This is a genomic window from Polynucleobacter sp. MG-6-Vaara-E2, from assembly GCF_018687695.1.
In the GTDB taxonomy this organism is placed as follows: Bacteria; Pseudomonadota; Gammaproteobacteria; order Burkholderiales; family Burkholderiaceae; genus Polynucleobacter.
Genome location: NZ_CP061303.1, coordinates 1,317,696 through 1,340,552, shown reverse-complemented (window position 1 = coordinate 1,340,552; position 22,857 = coordinate 1,317,696). Strand labels below are relative to the sequence as shown.

21 protein-coding genes are annotated in these 22,857 nt (G+C 40.0%); 19 read left to right on the top strand and 2 right to left on the bottom strand.

Features of this window, described 5'->3' with window-relative positions; translation table 11 throughout:
• Nucleotides 1–40 precede the first annotated feature (40 nt).
• The 7 genes from ICV38_RS06905 to ICV38_RS06875 all read left to right on the top strand — a co-directional run bounded on the left by ICV38_RS06905 (nucleotide 41) and on the right by ICV38_RS06875 (nucleotide 5,107).
• Nucleotides 41–943 carry a ParA family protein gene (locus ICV38_RS06905; RefSeq protein WP_215378630.1) on the top strand — a complete coding sequence of 301 codons (903 nt, stop codon included), beginning with the start codon at nucleotides 41–43 and terminating at the stop codon, nucleotides 941–943.
• Complete coding sequence (locus tag ICV38_RS06900; protein WP_215378628.1) at nucleotides 933–1,310, top strand: hypothetical protein; 378 nt, start codon at nucleotides 933–935, stop codon at nucleotides 1,308–1,310. Before ICV38_RS06905 ends, ICV38_RS06900 begins: the two co-directional genes overlap by 11 nt.
• Before the next feature lie 127 nt (nucleotides 1,311–1,437).
• The gene (locus ICV38_RS06895) at nucleotides 1,438–2,652 is read left to right on the top strand and encodes a hypothetical protein (protein ID WP_215378626.1); all 1,215 of its coding nucleotides are present in this window, start codon (nucleotides 1,438–1,440) and stop codon (nucleotides 2,650–2,652) included.
• A complete protein-coding gene (locus ICV38_RS06890; RefSeq protein ID WP_215378624.1) occupies nucleotides 2,649–3,200 on the top strand; it encodes a hypothetical protein in 552 nt (183 codons plus the stop codon). Before ICV38_RS06895 ends, ICV38_RS06890 begins: the two co-directional genes overlap by 4 nt.
• A gap of 373 nt (nucleotides 3,201–3,573) precedes the next feature.
• Complete coding sequence (locus ICV38_RS06885; RefSeq protein WP_215378623.1) at nucleotides 3,574–3,759, top strand: hypothetical protein; 186 nt, start codon at nucleotides 3,574–3,576, stop codon at nucleotides 3,757–3,759.
• 351 nt (nucleotides 3,760–4,110) lie between these two features.
• Complete coding sequence (locus ICV38_RS06880; RefSeq protein WP_215378621.1) at nucleotides 4,111–4,668, top strand: hypothetical protein; 558 nt, start codon at nucleotides 4,111–4,113, stop codon at nucleotides 4,666–4,668.
• Between the two features lie 67 nt (nucleotides 4,669–4,735).
• A complete protein-coding gene (locus tag ICV38_RS06875; protein WP_215378619.1) occupies nucleotides 4,736–5,107 on the top strand; it encodes a hypothetical protein in 372 nt (123 codons plus the stop codon).
• Between the two features lie 66 nt (nucleotides 5,108–5,173).
• Here ICV38_RS06875 and ICV38_RS06870 read toward each other — a convergent pair whose 3' ends face one another.
• On the bottom strand, nucleotides 5,174–5,395 hold the full coding sequence (locus tag ICV38_RS06870) for a hypothetical protein (protein WP_215378617.1): 222 nt from the start codon (nucleotides 5,393–5,395) through the stop codon (nucleotides 5,174–5,176).
• Between the two features lie 63 nt (nucleotides 5,396–5,458).
• Here ICV38_RS06870 and ICV38_RS06865 point away from each other — a divergent pair, with 63 nt between their 5' ends.
• The 7 genes from ICV38_RS06865 (at nucleotide 5,459) to ICV38_RS06835 (ending at nucleotide 13,137) form a co-directional block, all read left to right on the top strand.
• On the top strand, nucleotides 5,459–6,016 hold the full coding sequence (locus tag ICV38_RS06865; protein ID WP_215378615.1) for a hypothetical protein: 558 nt from the start codon (nucleotides 5,459–5,461) through the stop codon (nucleotides 6,014–6,016).
• Complete coding sequence (locus ICV38_RS06860) at nucleotides 6,013–7,653, top strand: ion transporter (RefSeq protein WP_215378613.1); 1,641 nt, start codon at nucleotides 6,013–6,015, stop codon at nucleotides 7,651–7,653. Before ICV38_RS06865 ends, ICV38_RS06860 begins: the two co-directional genes overlap by 4 nt.
• 132 nt (nucleotides 7,654–7,785) lie before the next feature.
• Nucleotides 7,786–8,496 (top strand): trans-aconitate 2-methyltransferase, encoded by a 711-nt coding sequence (locus ICV38_RS06855; protein WP_215378611.1) that lies wholly within the window; start codon nucleotides 7,786–7,788, stop codon nucleotides 8,494–8,496.
• Nucleotides 8,497–8,498: 2 nt separating this feature from the next.
• Entirely contained in the window at nucleotides 8,499–9,425 is a 927-nt protein-coding gene (locus tag ICV38_RS06850) for an NAD(P)-dependent oxidoreductase (RefSeq protein WP_215378609.1), read from the top strand.
• Between the two features lie 26 nt (nucleotides 9,426–9,451).
• The gene (locus tag ICV38_RS06845) at nucleotides 9,452–10,759 is read left to right on the top strand and encodes an aspartate aminotransferase family protein (RefSeq protein ID WP_215378607.1); all 1,308 of its coding nucleotides are present in this window, start codon (nucleotides 9,452–9,454) and stop codon (nucleotides 10,757–10,759) included.
• Nucleotides 10,760–10,962: 203 nt separating this feature from the next.
• Nucleotides 10,963–11,832: a ParA family protein gene (locus ICV38_RS06840; protein ID WP_215378606.1), complete on the top strand. Its 870-nt coding sequence runs from the start codon at nucleotides 10,963–10,965 to the stop codon at nucleotides 11,830–11,832.
• Nucleotides 11,833–12,078: 246 nt separating this feature from the next.
• Nucleotides 12,079–13,137, top strand: a complete 1,059-nt coding sequence (locus tag ICV38_RS06835) for a cyclic nucleotide-binding domain-containing protein (protein WP_215378604.1) — start codon at nucleotides 12,079–12,081, stop codon at nucleotides 13,135–13,137.
• Here the strand turns inward: ICV38_RS06835 and ICV38_RS06830 are convergent.
• Nucleotides 13,134–14,486 (bottom strand): GAF domain-containing SpoIIE family protein phosphatase, encoded by a 1,353-nt coding sequence (locus tag ICV38_RS06830; protein ID WP_215378602.1) that lies wholly within the window; start codon nucleotides 14,484–14,486, stop codon nucleotides 13,134–13,136. The two genes, ICV38_RS06835 and ICV38_RS06830, sit on opposite strands and share 4 nt — an antisense overlap.
• Nucleotides 14,487–14,613: 127 nt before the next feature.
• Between ICV38_RS06830 and ICV38_RS06825 the strand changes: the two genes are divergently transcribed.
• From ICV38_RS06825 to ICV38_RS06805, 5 genes are read left to right on the top strand one after another with little or no spacing between them, the layout of a single operon-like run.
• Nucleotides 14,614–16,593 (top strand): CHASE2 domain-containing protein, encoded by a 1,980-nt coding sequence (locus tag ICV38_RS06825; RefSeq protein ID WP_215378600.1) that lies wholly within the window; start codon nucleotides 14,614–14,616, stop codon nucleotides 16,591–16,593.
• Nucleotides 16,594–16,640: 47 nt separating this feature from the next.
• Complete coding sequence (locus ICV38_RS06820; protein ID WP_215378598.1) at nucleotides 16,641–18,047, top strand: tetratricopeptide repeat protein; 1,407 nt, start codon at nucleotides 16,641–16,643, stop codon at nucleotides 18,045–18,047.
• 47 nt (nucleotides 18,048–18,094) lie between these two features.
• A complete protein-coding gene (locus tag ICV38_RS06815) occupies nucleotides 18,095–20,242 on the top strand; it encodes a FecR family protein (protein ID WP_215378596.1) in 2,148 nt (715 codons plus the stop codon).
• Between the two features lie 26 nt (nucleotides 20,243–20,268).
• The gene (locus ICV38_RS06810) at nucleotides 20,269–21,762 is read left to right on the top strand and encodes a FecR domain-containing protein (protein ID WP_215378594.1); all 1,494 of its coding nucleotides are present in this window, start codon (nucleotides 20,269–20,271) and stop codon (nucleotides 21,760–21,762) included.
• Nucleotides 21,763–21,802: 40 nt separating this feature from the next.
• Nucleotides 21,803–22,546 (top strand): hypothetical protein, encoded by a 744-nt coding sequence (locus ICV38_RS06805; RefSeq protein ID WP_215378592.1) that lies wholly within the window; start codon nucleotides 21,803–21,805, stop codon nucleotides 22,544–22,546.
• Nucleotides 22,547–22,857: the final 311 nt, after the last annotated feature.

Here is a 22,857-nt window from a genome sequence, read left to right as displayed (position 1 = left end):
GCACTTAGCCAAGTATTTACGTCATTACAGGATTATTGATATGTATTCCAATGGCACTATCAAAATTTTAGTGACCAACCAAAAAGGTGGGGTTGGAAAGAGTACAGTTGCGGTGAACCTTGCCGCCTATTTGGCGATGCAAGAAAATATGAAAGTCTCGTTGATCGATATGGATCCTCAGGCTTCGTCTTCCCGCTGGGCCAAAAAAGCACCTAACATTGGCGTACAAGTTCACTGTTTAAATGTCAATTATGAAAGTAGTGGGGCAGCGCTCCTGAGCGCGCGTGCAGGTGTTCGTAAATATTCCGCTGGCGTTGAGGTTTGTATTTGTGATTTGACTTGGACCCCGGCAATGTCAGAACAATTTATTTTAGATTTTGATATTGTGCTAGTACCAAGTTCAAGCTCTAAATTTGAAATGGCTAGCACTGAAATTTTTATCTTGCAGTATGCGCAACAGTGCATGTCCAAGTTGGCGGTAAATAAGCAATTTATCTTAGTCGTTCCAAGCAAGGTGGAAGAGGGATACTCTTCTCATGCAGCTTTTACCAACCTAGACTTTTTGATGAATTGTCACATCACACCGCCGGTCTACCGAACACCCGAAATTGATAGTTATGTCTACGAAGATTTTTTATGTGTCTGTGCAGATCAGAAGGTTGCCGAGAACTTTTCTATTTTTGGTAAATACATCTCTAAAAAAATTAGTGAGCGCAGTGTGGTCAGAGCATCCCTGTCGATTAATGGTAGCTCCTTAAATCGAGCTATTGTGAAAAAAGTCAGCGTCCTTGATAACTATCGCGAAAGATCACGTAGCTTAGGTTTTTATGGTGGAATCGCCAATAACTTGCCTGTGGCAGGATTAAGTGAGCCTATTGCAACAGAGGAACCAACCAAGAAGGCGGGCTTTTTGCCCTCTTTCTTGAAAAAAGATGCCAGCTAAGCTCATGACCGACATCAAAGATCCTTACAGAAACGACATTTTTGAAGATGAAAGTGGTCATCGCGTCGCTGTTAAGCGTCTCTATACCCCCAATGCCATGGGGGTAAGTTATGTTGAATACAAAAGTTTCTTCGATTCATCGTTGCGATTTATGCCCAAAGAGCAGTTTATGGAAGTCTTTCATTGGGTTGATAATTTTGGCTCAACCGATACCTTTGTAAGGGTTGATGAAGTTGTAGAAGCTCCCAAAAAAGCAGATAAAGAGGCTCCAAAAGAAGAAGCGCCTGCTAAGCCTGCAGACGAGGCCAATGCTAATGGGGGCGATGATCATCGGCAGGGTCAAACTCCACCTAAGCGCATGTCCTAGGGCTTATAGGAGATTTTGCGGCCGGCAATATGCTCGGTCCCCAAATATAATGTGCAACTTAGGGTCAGTCTTATTATTTGCGACTAAGTCTTATGGTGCTCGAGCCTAAATGGATGAAGGAATTTTGATGTTAGAAAACCCAGTGTACGCTCACTACTTAAAAATTTCGCTAAAAATGGTGGCGATACTTTGCGGTCTTTTGTTGCTCTTGGGGTCTGCTCAGACCCAATACCAAGCCAGTGGATCAGATATTGAGGCAACCCTCGTATTGATCATGGCGCAACTCCAAAATCCTGCCCAAGTAAAACTAATGGTTGGAATTTGTTTTTTTATGCTGGGAATCTTATTGCCAGCACCAAGGTTTTTTCGCGCAAGATTTTTGGGGCCGAGGGATTTGCAAAATGATGCCTATAAATTATATTTGGTGACCAAGTACGGCATCGAGAGAAATGCAGTCCTTAATCAACTTGTTTGTCGCAATACAGTATTTGCTAGTTTAGAGAGCGCCCTTACGTTTGCCCATGAACTAGAAGGTCAAAATCGAGCCCATGATATTGCGCTTAAAAACGTGCCCTCAAAATCAGCTGAGCAAATTAGCTCACAGAACTCTGTGGTCAGTCCCAAAAGCGATTTCTCTTTGCCCTCTGGCAACACCTTGGTTGCCACAACATCTCAGAACAAAAGCACCATGCGCGTTACCGTTTTATTCGGACTGTTGCTCTACTCCGTTGTCCTAGGTGGATTGTTTTACGCCAACTCTCACAATACTGTCAGTACCAAGTCAGTTGCCACTGTCACTACCGTTGCTTCGCCCGAAGATGTTCCTGCGCCAACAGTGACAGAGCCTGTTGCCAATAATTCTAGCGCTAACCCAGGGTCTTCCAGTGTTGCAGAGCCCGTAAGTGCAGATCTTGCTGCAAAGCCAATCCCCATTAACGAACGATGGCTAGGGGTGTGGGGTGCAGAGGGCAACTCCCAAAAATTATCCATTACTGCTTCTGCTGTGAAGTATGGCCCCGATGAATTTACATGGGTTGGCACAAGGCCCAAGGGTGTTGTCAAGTGCTGCCCAGCGTTTTATGAGGGGTCAACTAACAAGGCTGAGCTACTGACAAGAATTCAGACCCAACAGGCCCTGCCAGCAAACTCGGCGATTGATTTTCAAAAGATGACCGCATTGGTCAATAACCTTGGGCAGGATAATTTCAAAAAGATTGTCATTGCTGACCCCTTTTTAAGAAAATATTTTTTTATTTATGACCAAAATTATGTATATCGAATCAGTAGGGATATGGGCGATAAGACGTCATTCATGATTGAGCAATTTAAAAGGCAAGAGTGAGCGAGAAGACTGATCCGACTTCCAAACTTGAAGGCAAACTCCACCCCCTAGAGCACCTGCGTTTATTGCGTGAAACCACGCCATTACAAAAGGTGATAGATGAGATAGCCGGGCGACAATGCATCTTTTTTTATAATACTGCGTGGGAATTTGATTTCTCTTTAAGTGCTTCTGACGAGCCTTGGTCTGTGACCAAGCAAGTTTACTTTCGCAATACGCGAAGGCATAAATCCTTAGCTTTTGCGCTCCCCTATTTAGTGATTCAGATGAAGTTTTTAGATGAGCCTAAATATCTTCGTGCAATCGTCACTTATGGGGATGATGTTGCCACAGTGATTGGTTTTATGAGTCAGTTCATGAAACAAGAGAGGGGTACTAGAGTGTGGACTGAGAAACCTGGCTTTGATTGGGTGCCTTGGAATATCTCTGCTTTATTTAATAGATTATTAAATGCAGATGGACGATTTAGTGAAATTGAGTTTTATCGATTTCACGATGCTTTTCATGCAAAGTTAAAGGGTAACTGGGAAATGATCCGAGCCGATTAATCGGTTAACAATTGCGGATACAGCCTTCAGACAGTTTGGGTATAAGTTAGCTTTTTGTAGTGACTTTTACTTATATCAAAAGGCTCAATTAATAAAAAGTCTAGTCTAATCAGTCGGTTTAAGCGTTTACTTCAGATTTTCTTTTGAATAAATCCTTAAATGAATGAATTTATGCAGTAATTCTGTGAAGGTGGCACACCTCTAGGAAAATCGTGCCGGTTCCTGAAAATAAAGTCTATACAAATCAATAACTTCAATTTGAATTTCACTAAGCGAGAAAAGAGCTTTTGTTGATGATAAAAGCTTTATTAAGATCGCAAGAGCGTCTAGGATGGTCTTAACACGTCAGCGTATCTTAATAGGAGGCATGTTAATGAACCCATCTCAAGACAACAGCAATGCGACTATTGGAGCATCAAGCTTTACTCAGCTGGCGATAGAGGATTTAGTGCGAGACCGCCTAGTTTGGCAGGGGCGGCTTGAAAAAATGATGAATTCCAACACTATTTTGCCCAGTGTGATTCATCCCATTAAATCGAAGATTGTGAAAATAGCTTAAGCGAAGGGTCTCTAATGAAGGTCTACATTGCACCCTTTGTTTTTGCCCTCCTAATGCTATTTATTTGCTTTTATCTCTTTTTGGAGGCAAGGACAGTACTTGACTACAAAAAAACGGAGGAAATTACAATTGACCCCGATGCTTTGAAGTACTTCTCAGTCATAGCAGAGCAATACGCTTCTGAGGCGCGCTCAATTAAGGATGTCAAAAATTAGTTACGCCTGGCGGTTTAAAAATTCTGATCCCGTGGAATCAGTTTGTTAGTCTATCTAATAGTCATCAAATTAACAGGCAAAGCAAGCCTAGGTCATAGTAAGCTATGCTTTTATTGATTTGAGATAAGCCTATTGTATGACTGATCAAGAGTGGGATTATTGGGTTGCCAAGCAATACGTCTATACCTGGCAAGCGGCTGCTTTGGTTCTGGATATTAATCCTCGACAAATTAAATTTCCTAGAAGAGACCCGGCTGGCGAGCTTCATTTTGAGCAGGATAATTTTGAAGGAATATATTCTGAATTTAAGACGAAACTTGATTTACTGACAGAGCATGCTTGGATGCAAAATTTCTCTGCGCAGAATATGCGCGTTGACTTTAAGCGATTTTTATTTTGGGCTCACAATGGTATCCAGTGGAATATGCCTGAAAAGTTACTCACCTTTGCAAAAGAAATTGATCTAGAGGCTTTGGACCAAAATGCAGAGGAAAGAGCAAAAATTTTGCGGGATGACCGCGCTTCATTGCAGTTAATTTGGGCATTAAGGTTAATGCTCAAAGATCACCAATACGGTAAGACCGATCGGGAGCTGATTTATTACCTATCAAAAACCTATCCAGATCTGCATGGATTTAAAAGACTGGCCTTAGAGATGAAATTTGCTGAAGCGCAGATGGTGTCAGAGCCCTAAATTTCATCTGATTTGCCTCTTAACAGAGTCTAAAGACCTAGTTAAAACTTTGGAGAGAAGAATCTGTATGGATGACCTTGTTTATAAAAAACCTCAAAATAGCGCTACGATGTCACCTTCCGCTAACGATTTGTTTCGTTTGCCAACGCTTGAAGATTTGCAAGAAAAGCAACTTAGTGAACTGCTAGAGATGGCTCAGGTTCGCTTTGGAATGAAAGGGGGAGCAGTTAAGGTCAACTTAACCCCACTAGAAATCCATTCCAAAATGACTGAAGCTCAGGTTTTAAAGGCTCTGCTTTTAGCCCCTCAAGATCAAAGACCTGATCTTGTGCTCTATGAGCTGTCTAAAGGGAATATTGATTGTCGTATTGCAAACCAAATTTTAGCCAGTTTGGCAATTTTGGAAAAAATTAAGAAATTCGCTATGACTGATCAATAAAAGGGTGCTTAAGGGCTATTTCGGTCACATGACAGTTATTTGGTCGAAAATTGGAGGCCCAAGCGCTCAACCCTTTTTGTTTTTAGGATCAGAACCTTTTTCTACATCTTTATCAATTATCTGATTTTGTTCATATTCCGCTAATTTTTGCATTATGCTACTAGCGGCAGGGGACAAAGAGACATCAGAGGTTGTTTTGACCTTTTTAGTTCTTCTTAAGAAATTTTGAAGTATGGTTTGCAATAACATAGATGGTGTTGATAAATGGTCTTCTCTACGATTATTCACTATACGCTAGTTGTAATTAGTGGTCTAACTGTTTAAATCACCCGATGGTTTTTGGAGACTCTTTTGCTTAAAAAAACTCAAGAACTATTTCACGGAATGCGTTTTTCTGATTTTCTATTTGTTTTGGTTCTATTGGCAAATATTTCGGTCGTTGTCTACCTTGGGATAGGTAATTATCATAGGGCCTCAAAAGTTGGGGAATCTCTAAAAAATGGCGAAAGTATCCTTGCTTGGTTTAATGCTATTCCAAATGATCCACATTCTGAAAATTTATCTGACAAAAATTTTTGTAGCGCCTTAAAAGAGGGTCAGACCAGCAATGTGGGCAAAGCTAATACTTGGAGAGAATGCCTTGATTCTATCTTTTCAAGCCATGGCCCGTTTCATGGTTATACCAACCTACTTATGCCTGAGTCGCCTATATACGCAGGGCAATGCAATAAGCACGATTTAGGAACTAGCGGTGCCTTTATCTTTGAGTTATTGACTTTAAATCCCGCAGGCCCCCCTCAGACATCGCAGATGGAAGGTGATCAAAAACTCATCGGTGATATGCATGTTCGTTTAAGTCTTTGTGATACGGGGTATTACCTTGTAAAAATCGGAGAGTTTAAGTTATGAACTTTAGTGCCAACTTACCTTCACAATTAAATATTCGATTGCGAAGACATATTTATGATTTATTTTTTAATCATCAAATAAAAAAGAACTACCACAGTCAGTTTGAGCATTTCATTACTTATATGATTTTACTAAATATGGCCGGTTTGGTTTTAGAGCATATTCCCATTATTTATGACTCGCGTCAAAATATTTTCCATCTCTTTGATATTTTTTCTTTAGCAATTTTCTCAATTGAATATGTCTTGAGACTTTACGTTGCTCCAGAGGACCCATCATTTAAGAATACAAAGCTACCACGATTCGCTTTTTTTAAGAGCCCATTTGCGCTGATTGACTTAATTTCGATATTGCCGTTTTATCTTGGGGCATTTTTCAATGCTGATTTGAGGATCCTCAGAGCATTGCGTCTATTACGTTTATTCAAATTATTTAGAGCTCTAATACCTGCAGTAAGTGATTTTCTGAAAAAAAATCAAGGAAAATCATTTCGATATAAGGTTTATGCATTAGTAAATGAAACTCCAACAAGTGGCGAATTACATCATATCTTCGATCTATTTATTGTCGTATGGGTAATCATCTCTGTCTTGGCCGTCATTCTCGAATCAGTACAAAGCATTAATTACTATCTACATTCAGAATTTATCATTCTAGATGCAATTGCGGTAGGTATCTTCTCTACAGAGTATTTAATGCGTATTTATAGTGCCCCAGAAGATCCCGCTTACAAAACTTGGTTCATGGGGCGACTAAAAAATGCTGCTAAACCAACTAGCATCATTGATTTGCTTTCCGTCTTACCTTTTTACTTAGAAAGCTTTTTACATCATCTGTTTGATTTACGATTCTTACGGGTTTTTAGGCTGATGCGCTTACTTAAGTTGGCTCGTTATTCTGGGGCAACTGAGTCACTCTTTATTGTCATTCGCCGTGAGTGGCCGGTAATGAAAGCTTCTATCTTCATTATGTTGCTTCTGGTCATGCTGGCTGCCTGCTTGGGCTATTTATTTGAGCATGAAGCGCAACCTGATAAGTTTGAAAATATCCCCCAAGCGATTTATTGGTCCGTGATCACCCTTGCAAGTGTTGGCTACGGTGATATAACCCCTATAACGCCAGTCGGTCGGGCAATAACGATTATTTTGGCACTACTGGGTATCGGTATATTTGCTATTCCAGCTGCTATTCTTTCATCGGCCCTAAGTGATCAACTTCGTATTGATCGTGAATCAATGATGGATGATCTTTATAAAATGCTAGAGGATGGGGTGATCTCTGAGGAGGAGCAAGAGTTAATAGAGGCAGAAGCCAAGCGTCTGCATTTATCGCAAGATGAGCTTAATCGCTTGCTTGAAAAAGCTAAAGTACAAATGGGCCTAGAGCAAACTGTCGGTTATAAAAATGATGGCGGAAATTCAAGTGGGCATGGGCTTGAGTATTTAATTTCCCATCCCGAGATTGCGGCTGAGGAATTAAAAATTACGATTTCAAAGTTACAGCAAATTATAAGTGCTTCAGATATTCAAAAGCTTTCTAAATACTTTGATGACCCTGATAATGTTTCGGGTTTACAAAGAAAAATAGTGTTACTCCTTTTAGAAAATCGGCAATCCCATGTGCCCCTTAAGGAATGATAAATATTAAAAATATTGTTCTTCCAGGCTATAACTATACAGACCCACAAATGAGTTAATTGGAGTATTTGAGTATAGTAAAAAGCAGTTTAATTAAAAAATACAAAATTATTAATGAGAGATTAAGAATAAATGGGTGATTACACCAAGATGTCGAATTATTACGACATGATTATGACTTCTGGTTATTACGACTATCCAGCCATTGTGGATGGTTTGCTTAACCACCAACCTTTTGAAAATGTCTTAGAAATCGGCTGCGGCACTGGTTTAATATTGGAAGAAATTGCCAAGCGTCAACCGCATGCGAATATTCGAGGGATTGATTTAACCCAATCAATGCTTAATATTGCGCAAAAGAGACTGGAATCATTTCCAAATATCAAACTCAGCCGACAAAATATTACAGAGTTAGATTTGGAGCAGCAATATCGTTTGGCTTTTTCTTATGGCGGCGTTTGGTATTTTGTGATTGATGGTGATAAAGAGCCACTTTTGGTAAGCCATATTTATGATGAGCAGTTAAATCATCTTGGGCTAGAGAATTTGAGTAAATTTGTCCAGATCGGTGGAAAGTTGCTGCTTGGAATTCAAGGGCCCCATCACGATTATGAGAAGCCTATAACTAATGGAATGATTTATTCGCAAAAAATTGAACCATTAGAACTTGGATTTACAAAGCACTATTACTTAGATGATAAAGACGACCGCGTTATGGCTCAAACCATTCACTATCGTACTTATAGTTTTGCCGATGCTAAGCAATTATTAGCAAACTATGGATTTGTATATGAAAGCAGGGCTAAGACGCATTGTCACTTTCTGGAGTTTAAGCGTGTATAGAAATGTCTAAATTATCAGATAAGCCATCCATTGGCTTTATTGGGATTGGAAATATGGGTAATCCCATGGCTGCCAATTTAATCAGAGCCGGATATCGAGTTAGTGTTTTTGATCGCGATACCCATAAGGCTGATAACTTATTACTTCTAGGGGCTAGTTTTGCAAAAAGTATTACTGAGTTAGGCAAACACTCTCAAGTGGTAATTTGCTCTTTGCCAGGACCAAACCAAGTGAAGGAGGTGATGTTTGACCCCAATGGCCTCATTGATTCAATACAACCAGAATCAACAATCATTGATACCTCTACAAGCTCTGTAGAACTTGCACAAGAATTATCACAGGAATTGGCTAATAAAAATGTTGGTTTTTTAGAGGCACCAGTTACCAATGCGGTTGATTTTGCAGCACTGGGTAAATTATCGATATTTGTTGCCGGCGACCTCTCAAATTTTGAACGGCATAAACCCATCTTTGAAGTACTTGGCGAAAAAATATTTTATGTCGGTAAGCCAGGTAATGGTGCCACGATAAAGTTACTAACAAATTTATTATGGTTTACACACGCAGCAGTGATTGGCGAAGCCCTAATGCTTGGCGCTAAAGCAAATATTCCTCTAGAAATTGTCGCCCAAGCAATTCAGTCTTCTGCTGGTAATAGTTGGGTAGCTCAGCATGATATTCCCTCTATCTTCGCTGGTCATTACGACCCAAGCTTCTCTTTAGCTTTGTGTTGCAAGGATTTGGCCCTGGTGAATCAAATTGCGCAATCTCAAGGATTTGACTTGACGATGGGTCAATTTGTGCAGAAAATTTTTGAAGAGGCCAAAGCAATATACGGGGACTCAGCTGCTGAATTACATGTAGTCAAATTATTAGAGGACAGGGTAGGGATGTATCTACGCCCCGATCAAATAAGCTCACTCTCATAGCATTTCTATTATTTATAGTCCCTATTATGATATTGAAGAACCAGTCAAAGTTAATGCAAGAGGCTCACTTGCATATGCCTCAGGGAGTCGCTGAAAATTATCGCTACTGGGGCGATGATCAGACTGTATTTGTTGACTCTGCGAAAGGCGCTAAATTAACCGATTGTGATGGTAAGCAATATATTGATTTTCGATTAGGCTATGGGCCTATTATTTTGGGTTATCGCGACGATAGGGTGGATCAAGCTGTTATCCGTCAAATTAGTGAGGGTGGAACTTTATCAGGCTTTTCTACATCACTGGATACTAAGGTTGTAAAGAAAATTAAAGAGCTGTGCCCACAAATTGAAAAATTACGCTTTGCCAATTCCGGTACCGAAGCAGTGATGGGGGCAGTCAGAACGGCGCGCGGATTTACTGGGCGAGATCGAATTGCAATTGTCGAAGGTAGCTTTCATGGCTTAGTCGACGAGATGATGTGGAAATCAGATATTGAGCATTGGAATGCTGGCGATACTTGCCCTCCTAAAATCATTCCTTTTGGGGCAGGTATTCCGCAAAATACTAGAGCGCTTGTTGATTTTATTGAACTCAATGATTTTGAATCTCTTGAACAACTTTTTGCTACTCGAAAAGATTCTCTTGCATGTGTTTTATTGGAACCCATTATTGGGAATGCGGGCAGTATTGCAGCGTGTCATTGTTGGTTACAGCGATTGCGCGAGCTTTGCACCCAAAACGGTACGATTCTAATAGTTGATGAGGTCAAGACAGGTTTTCGAGTGGCAAAGGGTGGGGCGCAATCTCTCTATGGAATATATGGCGATCTCACCACTTATGCCAAGGCTATGGGAAATGGATATCCTGTCGCTGCCTTTGGGGGTAAAGCCAACATCATGGATGTAGTTGGTTCTCACGAAGGTGGTGTTGTCCATGGTGGAACCTATACCGCCAACCTGATTGCTTTGAGTGCGGCGCATGCAACACTCGAGATACTTGCCAATACCAATGCCCTAAAAACGATTGACGAGAGTGGAGAGAAAATTCGGTCGTTATTAGGTCGCGTATTTACTGGGGCAGGAATTGAGCACTCCTTTGCAGGTCCTCCTGCAATGCTTGGTATCCACTTCTCTAGCGAAGTTCCTCAAAATTATCGACAGTGGAGAAAAGTGAATAACTCCTTGTATAAGAATTTTGCCTGGAAGCTAATAGAGTATGGTGTCATGTTGGAGCCAGATTCTAGGGAGCCCTGGTTTATCTGTGAGGCTCACGAACAGATAGATTTTGCTTGGTTGGAAGATGTAGTGACTAGAGCAATTAGAGCGGTGCTGTAAACCTAAATTGTGGTCCAAAAATCTCTTTTGCCTTGACTTGCTATTTTTTAAACCCCATAAGTCTTGACCATAGGACAGTTTTTTCTTTAATGAAGATAATTAATCTCATTAATGTATATTAGTTAAGAATAAGAAAATTAGGGTGTTAGTGATTACTAAAATAAGACATTTTTTAATAAAAAATCAAGCTTTGAAATAAAGGTATGAAACAAGTAAAAATCATTATTACCAATCAAAAAGGTGGGGTTGGTAAGAGCACAATTGCTTCGAATTTAGCTGGTTATTTTTCTGCTCATCATCATAAGAAAATCTCTTTTATCGATTTTGATAGACAAGCAAGTGGTGCAACTCTAATAAAAAAAATTCATGACCCCAATATAGGGGTTTACAAAAAAGAACTTTTTTTTAAACAAGGCTCAAATTGGAGTCTTATGGAGGCAAGGCAAGCACTTAATACATACTCTGTTGGTGTCGACATTGTAATTGCCGATTTAACATGGACCTTTGGTCTGCCATATGATTTTTTACTAGACTTTGATTTGATCATCGTCCCTTCTTCTGATACCTCCTTGGAGGTTGCCAGTACAGAAATATTTGTATTGGAATATATTCAAAAAAATATGGACAAATTGAGATTGATTAATCAAGCCGTAGTAGTTGTTCCAAGTCGAATTGATCCAAGTCAAAGCGAGATTCCTAAATTTAGTGGTTTGGATTTTTTAACAAACTGCTCAGTATCGCCGCCTATATATAGAATTCCTGGGATAGACCGATATTATGAGGAAGGTTTTTTATGCACATCTGCTGATCCTGTAATTGCAGAAAATTTTCTCAATTTAGGAAATTTTATTTATGAAAAGTTAGAGTCTTTGAGCACTCTTTTTGTTCCCATAAAAAAAATTACTCCAAATTTGCTGACTAAGCATCCAATAAATAGAACCGCAAGCAAAATTATTGAGCAACCTAAAACTTTAGTTAGCACTAGAGTCAATCAAACTCAACCAAAGAGTCAGGCCTCTCCGAGTAAAGAATTTAGCTTTATCCCAAAGTTTTTAAGAAGAGGGAAAGAATAGAAAGCGCAATATCGCTCTTAGAAAAGTGATTAGATTTTGCGGATTGCCCGCTATTTTTTTAATATTTTTTTGCTAGTGATGATTGAATGTAAATATTTAGTCTGATAAAAGTTGATTAAATTCAATTACTTAGAGTATATTTAACTTCCGAGTACCCCCCAATCTATCCATCTTCTAGTTCAAGATCACTCGATGGCGTAGATTACTTAAATTAGAATGTTAATAAAACAACCTTAGGCTTATTTCATGTTTGACTTTAGCAAAATTGAGCGTTTGAAGAGTAAAGCCGACAAAGGCGATGTAAAAGCTCAAATCGAGCTTGCCCAAGAGTATTTCTCGGGTCGAAACGTGCAGGCTAGCTTGTCTACCAGCTACTCCTATTACTCAAGAGCTGCAAGGCAAAACGACCCAGAGGCAATCTATAAGTTGGGTGAGTATCAAGATATTGGTTGGGGTTGTGCAATGAGCCCAAGCAATGCCTTTCAGAATTTCTACAAGGCGGCAAAGTTAGGGCATTTAAAAGCCATTCTTAGTCTTGCGCATTACTACCAAACTGGTCGAGCAGGAATTGTTGATTACGATAAGGCGCTTGCGACTTATCAGTTGGCGTTAAAAATGGGGCATACCCAGGCAAAAGAAAAAATTGCCAAGCTCCAAGAGTTGAAAAAAACCTCCCCGTCTTACGTCCCGCCAATTCCTTCTACTGCAACCCGTGGCACAAATCCTGTAGGGACTAAAGCTGAGCATAAGCCAACCGCTGAGATTAATATTGAGGATATCCCATTTTTTATGGGATTAAGCGGCACTGACCTCATTTACCTTATGGGCTTAGTTTCAAATGTCGAGGGAAAAAGAGGGCAGTTTCTTTTCTGCGAGGGTGATGAGCCTAATGGCCTTTTTATTTTATTAAAAGGGCAATGCACCATTAGGCTTGCCAATATCAGTACCAATACATTTAATGAAATAAAGTCGGTTCATCCAGGTGAATATGTAGGTGAATTTGGACTTATTGATGGTTTACCACGATCTGCGACGGTAGTTATTACTGAAGATGCAGAGATGATGTTTTTGCCAACCCAGGTATTTCAATCTGCTATTGAAAGCCAAAAAGGCTTGGCAGAAGTGGTTACTCGCAATCTACTCTCTTTTATTCGCAACGGAAATATTCGTATCGAAGAAAAGGATTTAAAGGCTTTAGTTTATAGTGGCCAACCAGTTACGCCAACACTCTCAAATATGAAATTACTAGTTGGAATATTGCGTGCTAGCAACAGTACCAAACAGGTTAATTATTGGGAGCGTTAAGATAGAGTTGTATTGAAACTACCTAGAATCAGCATAGTTGCGTCATCACAGGTTTCTAATCTGTTTCCAATAAACAAGCTTTGAATTTTCCCAGCGCCTTTTTGGGGCGATAAACAAGCGATCAATTTAATAAGCGAAATAACGCCTTCTAGCCCGATTTCATCGTTTGTTCCTGTAATCTTTGCCTCTAAGATGCCGTCTGTAAAAATAAACATTTTCTTAGCGTCTAATTCAAGCTGCTCACACTGCCAATTTAATTCCTCGGAGGGAACAACCCCAATAGGGGGGAGGGCAGAAGCCCGAGTATCAATTTCTTGGTTCGCATCACAGATCACAATATTGCCATGACCACAGTTAAGGTATTCCACCTTTTTGGTCGTAAGATCATATTGACCGATAAACAGTGTTACAAATCCCGCTGAGCCTTCAAAGCGTTCGGACATCTGGTACATTTCATGATTCAAGTACATGGCGATTTCAGCAGACGATTGGCCCTGGTTTGCCATATACCGAAATAGGGCTAGGCACCTTGCCACTGTTAAGGCGGCAGGGATGCCCTTTCCTGATACGTCACCCTCACAAAAAAAGATTGAATTGTCAATCCTAAGGTAGTCTAAAAAATCACCCGAAAGATTGCGTGCTGGGATAACCAAACCATGAATGACATCAATATTTTCCAGGGAAGCAAATAGATTTTTTTGGGTTTCCTCAGCAGTTAACAAATCTTTTTTAATTAAGGCATCTTTAATCATTTGCTCTGTGAGGGAGAGATTTTCAAAAGCTACTCCCAAAATTAGAGCAAGGTGTTCAAAAGACTCAAGGTGGGATTGGTCAAAATGAGTAATGCGACCATTATCCATCCGATTGATCGCTTGTAGACAACCATAACTGCGCTTGCCAGACATGATTGGTACTGTCAATATTGAGTGAGTCTCAAACCCGGTTTTTTTATCTACCGCAGAATAATGATTTGCATCAGTCTTGGCGTCTTGAGTTAGAAGTCCTGTTTGGGTAGTAAACGACTTGCCAACTAAACCTGTGTTTGATGGAATCGATATTCCTTTGATGTCTACTGGTCCAAGGCAGATCTCGCATTGAAGTTTAGATTGATCATGATTGGCTAAAAATAAGGATAGTGCCTGAGCTTGTATGGATTCCAGAATAATAGGAAGAGCCCAGTTAAGAGCTAAAACAATGTCTCTATCTTTGGCATAGCGTTGAATAATGCCAATAATAAGGTCGCTCAGAAGGCTACTAAATGGCTTATTTAACATCACAGGATTCACGGATTCTTCAGATTTAGTGGGTAAAATGGTTGCACAAATAGCGTGAGAAAGTATTTTTAGCATTCTACGAGAATCATCTCTTTCGTATGCCTTTTTTGGTTGAAATATTTTTTAGATTGTAGTTAGTTTTTAATTATTAGACCTATGTTTACCATCTACTTGAGCTATGAAAATCCGTTTTTCCCCTAAAATGAATATTAGGCAAGTAAGCCCTTTGAAAGTAGGTCTTATTGCTACGATTTTTCTATTTACTCTCAGTTTCTTTGATATTTTTGAATTTAATGATTTTGGCAGTAAAAAATCATTAGATTTCTTATCTCAAACATTTCCATACGATCAATATTATCGCGACAACTCCGCTGGATTAATTCTTATTGCCATAGATGATGATGCTCTAAATCAATTAGGGCAATGGCCATGGCCAAGACAGGTGATTGCCAAAATTATTAATAATGTGAAGAAGAGTGGTGTTGCGGCAATTGGAGTTGATGTACTTTTTTTAGAAGAGGATCGATACTCTCCTCATCAGCTTGCTCGTAACTTACATATCCCCATCAATATATTGCAGAATTTAGGTTTTGAAAGTGGGGATATTAAATTAGATGAGGTGTTGTCTCAATCCCCAGCGGTTATTGCTTTTTCATTAGGCAAGAACCAAAAATCTGCAGCATTAATTGAACATTCTCGTCTTCAAAATTTATTTGTAAGCTCTAATGATGTTAGTGAACAACTCTTATCAAGCTCTAGCCTAATTCTTCCTCAAAAAACGATCAAAAGTGCCCCTGGATTTGGATTCGTAAACGCTAACGAGCAGGATGGCCTAATCCGTGAAAATTTAATTATTGCAAATCACCAGGGACAGTTGATTCCCTCTTTGAGCATGGAAATGCTTCGTGTCGCACAGGGTGCTCGAAATTATGTCGTTAAGCTAACTGATAGTGGTCACGGACTCCTAATCAAGGTTGGTGACTTCATCGTACAAGCTAATCTCAAAGGTCAATTGCTATACCATCATGGTAGCACTCAACGATTTAGGCAAATTTCTGCTTCCCGATTCTTGGATGGACCAGTTGCAGGTTTGGATAATCACTTAGCAATCTTCGGAGTGAACGCTCTCGCACTTGGAGATCGACATGCAACAATTAATGAAGACTCTATTCCTGGCGCGCTATTGCACCTACAAACCTTAGATCAAATTTTATCTGAACGATACATCACCAGTAGCCTAGGTTTTGATCGTATGATTTTTCTTTTGTGCGCACTGATTGCGATTATGGTCTGTTACTCAATAGTCCGGGTTCCTTTGATGTACTCGCTAATGATTGTGAGTGCCAGCTTTTCAATATTAGTTGGAATTTCTGCTTTTTCATTTATAAAGTTTGGATTTGTTTTCAATTTTTTAACCAGCTCCTTAATTTTAATCAGCGGTGGATTTATTACTTATGTCTTACAATCCTTTTATGAGGAGCGCTTGAGAAAAAAATTACAAAATTCATTTGCACAGTATGTTCCCCCTGATGTAGTTAAGCGAATTTCTAAAAGTGATCTTGCGCCTAAACTAGGAGGTGAGTTGATAGAAGCAAGCGTTCTTTTTTTAGATTTGAGAGGATTTACTGCGCTTACAGAAAAACTCAAGCCACATCCAGAATTGATGGTTAAGGTAATCGGCACCATTATGAATGAAGTTACTGCGAGACTGATAGAGAGCGGTGCCACTATCGATAAGTATATTGGCGATGCAGTAATGGCCTTTTGGAATGCGCCTGAAAAACAAGATAATCATACAATTCGCGCGATTTATGGTGCGTGTCGAATCCAAGAGGATTTGGAAATCATTCGCTCCCAAATTTATAACCTTGATCCCATCACCCTCGAAATTAAAATCGCCTTTGGTATTGGAATTTGCTCAGGACCAATCACTGTAGGCAATTTTGGTTCTGAGTTTCGCTTTAACTATACCGCGCTGGGGGACGCCGTCAATACTGCATCGCGACTAGAGAGTCTAACCAAGGAAAAGGGTCAACCCATTTTGATTGCCTCTGATAACTTGGTGGATGGTCAAATTTTGGAATTCAATAACAGGACTATTCAAATTAATTTAGTGGGCAGTACTGAAATCCGCGGCAAGGTTGAGGTGCTCAATATATTTACCGCTAAATTTGTGAACTAATTGAATTTATTGATCAACCTATAGTCTCATTGATAATTCTTAGATTCATGCTCCAAATATCTCATTCTAAAACTTACTTGGCACAGGTACTTACAGCATTTTTTACGGTGAGTATTGGATCTGCATTGGCTCAAAGTCCAGCCCCATTAGTCAACATGGAGACTCAAACGCCTGGATCAATCGACTTTTCGAATGATCAATTTACTCCTTTGGATGGGGGCAGACAAAAAAAAGCAGATAACTTATTTGAGAAGGTCTATCAAAACCCAACTTCTTTACCGCTCAATGTTGAACTCGCTCTTGCGCAACTCGAGATTGGTAACTTTAAGGGGGCATCAGCTACCTTAGATCGTGTTTTAAGCCTATATCCAAATGAGCCTAGGGTTCAGTTATTAATGGCGCAAACCGAAAAGCACTTAGGTAATGCTGTAGAGGCTAAGGGGTATTTCCAAGAGGTAATCGACAATCCTTTGGCTACTCAACTTCAAAAGGATGCTGCGAAGGCAGAGCTGGGAACTCTTGAGTATGACGAAAAAGTTTGGAAATATAGCGGTATTTTGCAGGCGGGTATCGGAAGATCTATGAATCCTTTAAGTTCGCCAAGATATTTGACGATCCAAGGATTTGATCTCACTAATCCATCATATGCCTCTAACTATGCAACAACATTTATGTATTTTGGCTCAGTAAGTTTTGAGCGATCCCTTGAAAATCAAGCGAATGAATCCATTGTCGTGACATTAAGTCGCTATAACCAGCAATATCAAAATTCTAATCCTGATATTAATTATGGTTTGGCGAATTTAGGAGTTAACACAGGAACAATTGCATATCAGTCTGGTGATATTACTGATCGTTTTACTTTGGGTTGGAATAGTTCTCAAACAACCCTGAGTAATAAGGGATATATGAATAGCAATTGGGCTTCTAGCTCTTACCAAAAAGCGATTGGTGAGAGCCTCCTTGTCAATGGTAGTTTTAATTATGGCTATAACAATCAATTAGAAGGTCAAAACTACTCTGGAACGAACGCAAGAAGTAATTTTATGACCGGTTATATTTTAAGTGGTAAATACTTTATTAATGCTAATTGGTTAGCGGAGGCAAACCTATCTCACTATAACTATGCCGCCAAGTTGAGCTATGAAAGTTATATGATGAATTATGAGTTAGCAAGTATTAGTTACCTTTTTAAATATGGGATGATCACAGGATTTGTGAGTAATCTTAGCAATCAATATGCCGATAGTGACCCAATTAGTGGGATTCAAAAACAGATCCAGACAGCCAGTATTGGTGGCTCATATACAGTTGCACTCCCTTATTTTACAAGACCTGAACGCAAAGATTTAACAATGAGTTTAAATTATCAGCAAAGTAATTCCAACTCTAATGTGCAGACCTATGCAAGCCAATCAAGGCAGTATATGTTGGTTTTCAGTAAAGGTTTTTAATCATTCAATTGATTGGTATGCACTCTTCGAGCTTGAAAATACAATACATGATTTTTCTTGTTTTGATAGTCGTGAAGAGTACATATGCTGATCAAATGCCGCTGCAGTCTGGAATTATCTCAGTAGCATCGGAGCCGATTGCTGTCAAAACAAAACCTATTACAGGTGCTGTGCTAAACCGCATGGTGTTAGTGGGTCAGTCAATTTATTTAAATGATGAAATTAGTACTAGCCCCACATCTAAGGCTCAAATTTTACTTAAAGACCAGACCGTATTTAATATTGGACCTAATAGTACGATTGTGATTGATAAGTTTGTTTACGATACACAAAAATCAGACCTGAATGTTTCCGTAAAAAAAGGAGCCTTTAAGTTTTTCTCTGGCAAGATTGCCAATTCCTCTGAAGAAGCAATGAAGGTGAGTTTGCCAAATGCCACAATTGCTGTAAGAGGAACTGGAGTGGCTGGAACAGTAGAGCCCAATGGATCGGCAACAGTGATTTTGCTTCATGGTGTTGTTAATGTAACTAGTATTGCTAACAACAGTACTTCAACCTTAACAAAATCAGGTTGGGCGGTACAAATTAATCCCTCAGGTGTGGTGAGTGCACCGGTGAAATTGCCTGCGGATGTGTCTCGAAACATTATCCAAACTTCAAAAACAAACCAAACTACTACTCAAACAGCATCTAGCTCGTCTACAGCACCAGTCCAAAATAATACCAATGCAACTGGTAGCTCCTCTAATCAGTCTTCCCAGACAACGCAAACTAATACTGCTAGTAGTGCCCCAGCAACAAGCACTGCCAGTTCTACTGCCAACACTACGACTCCAGTCGCATCTGAAGCGGTTGTTATTTCTTCTGCAACAGCAGTTTCTACAAGCACAAGTGCTAATGCTAATGTTGTAGCTCCACAGCTATCTGAGGCGGTAGCTATTACCGCGGTAACAAATAGTATCGCTTCGACTAGTATGCCCATAACATCTTCCACCATTCAATCTACCATCGGAAACAGCGCATCGACAGCGGTCAATACCTCTACTGCCTTAGCGGGCGCAAGTTCGACAAGTTACTCCACTGCGGAAGCAAGCAATAATCTTGGTTTAGGAAATGCGCAACTCTCTTCAGCAAATACTTATCTAGGTACTTCTCAATCTTTAGCCAGTACTGCTGTCACTCAAGCAGGTAACGCTACAACTCAAAATAATCTAGCATCGACATATGCTACGACTGCAGCAAATCAAGCGACAATTGCAGCTAACGCTGTTACTGGCACAGCACCTGAACTTGCAATCCGCGCTAATGAATTAGCCGCTGCCGCCGCCGCTTCGGCTTCCTCTGCATCGAATTTAGCAAGCAATTACTCAACTCAAACATCTACAAGTGCAACAAGCGCCTCTCAAAATTCGACATCGAGTAGTCAAGCTGCGACAACGGCGATTGGATATGCAAATACTGCAACTACCCAGGCTAATTTAGTTCTTAATGGCTCAGGTGCTTCACAAGATTCTAAGACCGCTGCAGCCAGTATCGTCAGTCAAGCAAATACCATCAGCACCCAAGCGAATACGGCGATTACTTCTGCTGGTAATGCCAATTCTGCTGCTACTAATGCAATGACCTCAGCTCAGACAGCAGCAAATCAAGCTTCTGCATCTGCATTGGCAGCTGCCAATAGCTCCTTAAGTGCTTATGCCTCAGCACTTACAGCTGCCCAGACGCTTCCTACGCTTGAAACTATCTCCCAAACGATTGCAACTCCTACAGTTCTTGGTCCTTTAGGAAATGTGACATTTAGTACAACAAACGTGGCAATGAGCTGTATTCCGGGCGTCAACTGTGGCGGGGGATCTGCAACGATTAATAACCATGCATTTATTTTCAATTTCCAAAATTCAACTGTAACGAACAACTACAACATTAGTTTTAATCAGTTCAATGGGTACACTGGAACGGTAAGTGGTTCAAATAGTGCAACAGCAATCAATTGGAGTTCACCAACGATTGTTAGTTTGCCTGTATCAGGACAGGTCTCTACAGCGCCAGTGAGCGCTGCAATGGATGTCGTTTTAACTTCAGTGGGGCTTCAAAATGTCACTAATAGGGCTAACTTAGCCACTGTATATACCAGCATTAATAGCGGTAGTGCTTATATGGGTGTTGGTAATGGGTATAAAATTTTAGGAAAGTAAGGCAATCAATTTTTAGGAAATTGACTATGAGCTTAATAAATCATCGCCTCCTCATTTCTCAGGTAATTTATCTTTCTTTCCTTGTTTGCATTGGTATGGGTGGCGCATTTGCAGATCAAATGCCAGCACAGTCAGGCATCATTGCTTTGGCTAATGAACCAGCAACTATTAAAACCGTATCTTTAGAAGGCAAGATCATTGGGCGATCCGCGGGAACGGGTCAGCCGATTTATTTGAATGATGAAATTAAGACTGGCCCTCAAAACCGACTGCAGATTCTACTCAAGGATCAGTCTGTTTTCAATATTGGACCCAACAGTATCTTGATCATTGATAAGTTTGTCTATGACCCCAATAAATCGGAGTTGAATGTCAGTATTCAACGCGGGGCATTTAAGTTTGTTTCGGGAAAGATCTCTAATGGCAATCCTGACGCTATGAAAGTCTCGATTCCAAATGCGACGATTGCGGTGCGCGGAACTGGGGTTGCCGGTGAGGTCGCGCCCAATGGGTCTTCTACCGTCGTTTTATTGCATGGCGTTGTTGGCATCACCAGTACTAATCAGGGTGCTAGCTCAACAGCGACATTGAGTAAATCTGGTTGGGGGGTACAGGTTGGTGCCCAGGGAAATCTTTCTAGTCCATCGCTAGTACCTATTGAAACACTTAAAGGGATTACTCAAAAAGTGGGGTCTAGTAATACGGCGCCAAATACCCAGACTGCAGCTAGCTCTTCAAACAACCCTAATCAATCAAACACCCAATCGAATTCAGGCCTATCTTCAGCTGAGTTAGCTAATTCTGTAGATGCTAGTCGTTATGTAAGTGCTGCTGCTGCTCAGAACTTTAAAACCAGTTTTACAAATGCAGTCAATGCCCAAACTGCTTTAAATGGCAATAGCAATATGCTAAGTGCTAGCGTACTAAGTGATGCTATTTCGAATAACCCAGAAGTTTCGGCAGGGATTGTTAAAGCTTTTGGTATGCCACCAGGTACTATAGTGCCAACTAGCACTTTGTCACAATTTATAAATAGTGATTTTGCGACCTATTACGCACTTTTAGTATTTCCAACCATTTATTCTGCAAGCGACATTATTAATAGCAGAATGGGCCCACTAGGCAATGTTAGTTTTAGCGCCAATAACATTGGCATGGCCTGTCAAAATACGAACTGTGGAACTGGCGCTACTGCAACTATCAACTCGCAAACAGTTGTACTTAATTATTCAACTTCTGTGATGACAAACTCTTATAACGTTTCTTATGCCAACTTTAACGGCGCCACTGGAAGCATAGTGAGTTCTGGAAGTTCGAGCTTTAGTGCCCTAACAGCAGCAAATGCTCAAAACGTACAATTACCCATGGGGACTACCTCTGGACCAGGATCAGCAACCTTAAATATGATTGGCCAGTTTGGCTCGCTAGGTAGCTTAACTGGTAAGTGGTCAACCCTAACTACTACTATTGGTCAGGGATCTGGAGTAATGCGGGCAGGCTATCAGGTAAAAGGGCAGTAGTAAATATATCTGACATTGATAATATAGTGCTAAAGATAAAGTGTCTAATTCAAAAAAACATCACTTTCAAAATATTCTTCAATCGCGAAGATATTCGGAGCATTCTCTAGCAAAGAGTTTTCTTCAGGCGCAATTAATTGCTGGTATATCAGCTAAATCAGATGATCCCCACACTCAAAATCTCTTGAGAATCTCAGAGCAAATGATTGCTTATGTTGAGAGTGAAGGTAGTCATCAGGAAAAGCTTGGTACTGAGCCTGCTTACCACAATCGTCAGCATTTTGCCGATACCATTCTTGCGATGGGTTTTTATTTGCAAGATATAGACAACTTTTCTGATATTCAAAAACTATTGTTGTTGCTAACTATGCTTTGCCATGACTTTGGCCATGTTGGCGCCGCCAATAAATCTTCCTTAGATCATAGTCAAGAAGTAGAGACCGTAAGATTACTCAGGAATACACCACTTAATCAATTGCCATTAAACTACTTTGAGCTAATTGCTAAGCTCATAAAAGGAACTGAGCAAAGTTGTTTGACTCAAAACCGAGCTAACTATAACAATCATCCTGAGAATCTTGAATTCCTCATGCAATCATTGGTTAATGATGCTGATATCTCACTAAGCTTTATCGATTCGCTATGCCCGCAATTAAGTAAGTTAATTCTTATAGAGCTTGGCAATGATCAGCCTAGTGAGCAAGAGGTTAATAAATTGATGACAAAATTTAAACAAGATTATGACCTTACCACTAGAGTTGCTAGATCATACTATTATGAATGACAAATCATTGATTAATCATTAATGATGTAGTTGCCTGAATTTCTTTAAATCTTGAGCTACTCGATTTAGTAGCTAAGAGCACACAAGTCCCAGAGCTTATTGCAGTTAACACTGCACCATTAATACTGCAAATATTTTGAGATGTCGTTGAGTAAATTACATTACCGGGACCGCTACCGCCATAAGTGTCTAAATTGATCGTCGATCCTAAGGATATAGATTGATCAGATAAAATAATGAGTAAAGGAGACTGATCAATTTTTCGATTGGAATAGCTTTCGTTCGATTCTTTATTGATCCTGTTTGTTTGA